This window comes from Exiguobacterium sp. TDN 0502 (assembly GCF_050846835.1).
Lineage (GTDB): Bacteria > Bacillota > Bacilli > Exiguobacteriales > Exiguobacteriaceae > Exiguobacterium_A.
In genome coordinates this window covers 1-1,835 of the sequence record NZ_JBOZGJ010000031.1, presented here as the reverse complement: position 1 = coordinate 1,835, position 1,835 = coordinate 1, and the positions used below count along the sequence as shown (strand labels likewise).

Sequence of the window (1,835 nt, the reverse complement as noted above, 5' to 3'; positions counted from 1 at the left end):
GAGGCTGGGACATAACTCAGTTTCATAAACGAAAGGCCCTCGAAACGTGTAGTCGTTTCGAGGGCCTTGTTCTATGATGAAAAACCGATTCTGAATAAACAAATAAGGACAACCTCTGATAAAGTTAAAGTGACCAAACCATAACCATCGGAGGTGCCCTTATGTTTAAAGATTATAACATGAACCAGCTGGTTCTGCCCTTAGATTTAGAAGTTCGTCTTCAAGAAAATGATATCGCGTTCGCTGTCCATCATCTCGTCGAATCCATTCCGGATGATGTTTTCGATCCTTTCATGCGGACGACGGGATGCCCTGCTTATCATCCGCGGATGATGATGAAAATCATTTTATGTGCCTACACACAGTCGGTCTTCTCCGGTCGGAAGATTGAGGGATTACTATCCGATAGTCTGCGGATGATGTGGCTAGCGCAGGGGAATGCGCCGAGCTATCGTACCATCAACCGTTTTCGAGTGCATCCCGCAGTCACTCCAATCTTGAAGCAAGCCTTCGTTACCTTCCGTTGCCATCTCGTCGAGATGGGAGAAATCAATGAAGAAGCCATCTTTATCGATGGTACAAAGCTAGAGGCGAATGCGAACCGATACACCTTTGTTTGGCGGAAATCGATCGAACGTCATAGTTCGTCTCTCGTGGATAAATCGAATCGTATCTATGACGACCTCGTTGAACAAGACATCCTACCGGAAATTGAACGAGAAAGCCCAGACGAACTCACTCTCTCAGAACTCGAACACATGGGTGAAGCTTTAGACGCACATATCGCTTCCATCAACCAAAAAATCGAGGCGAGTTCGGATACCCAAGAAAGAAAACGTCTACGTTCTGAACGGAAGGAACCACGTCTCCTTCGAAAGGAGATTACAGATTTCATCGAGCGGAAACAGAGATACGCCCTCCAAAAGAGGACGCTCGCTGGACGGAACAGCTATTCGAAAACAGACACAGACGCGACGTTCATGCGAATGAAGGAAGATCATATGCAAAATGGACAACTTAAGCCAGGCTATAACGTTCAAATCGCGACCGAAGGACAGTACACACTCGCTTATGATATTTATCCGAATCCGACGGATGCCCGGACGTTACTTCCCTTTTTAGATGAGATCAGCTCATATTTACCACTACCACCGCATATCGTTGCGGATGCCGGCTATGGGAGTCAGGAGAATTATCAGGATATTCTGATGCGCCGAGGGCGCATTCCACTCATCCCTTATACGATGTTCGAAAAAGAAAAGTCTCGAAAATGGCGCAATGATCCATTTAACACAGCAAACTGGTCTTATGATGAAAGGTCGGATCGTTTTGTGTGCCCTAATGGACAGGACGTAACATTCCGTTACATGTCTAAGAGAACAGATCGGTACGGCTTCACGCGTGATTTCAAGGTGTATGAAAGCGAAGGGTGTGATGGCTGCCCGTTTCGCTCCCGTTGTACTAAGGCCAAAGAGGGTCGTCACCGACAGGTACACATAAACACTTCATGGGAAGAACAAAAAGAACAGATGAAAAAATGGCTTTCAGATCAAAAAACAGGATCCCTCTATGCGAAACGGAAGATAGACGTGGAACCAGTTTTTGGATATCTGAAGGCTAATTTGAGTTTCACTCGCTTTTCTGTGCGAGGAAAAGCGAAGGTGAAGCGAGAGCTCGGCTTCATCCTCATGGCCGTAAATTTAAGAAAATGGCTCATCCAAAGCGTTGCCCGAAGGGCAACTGATGAGAGACAATGAAAAAAGAAGGAATTGCACATCCCTGAGTGATGGCAATTCCTTCTTCTCGTTAAATTCAACTAGTTATGTCCCAGCCTC

Annotated in this window: 1 protein-coding gene; it reads left to right on the top strand. The window is 46.0% G+C overall.

The window, feature by feature from the left end:
- Positions 1–161: 161 nt before the first annotated feature.
- A complete protein-coding gene (locus ACRPK8_RS15720; protein ID WP_432238986.1) occupies positions 162–1,757 on the top strand; it encodes an IS1182 family transposase in 1,596 nt (531 codons plus the stop codon).
- Positions 1,758–1,835: the final 78 nt, after the last annotated feature.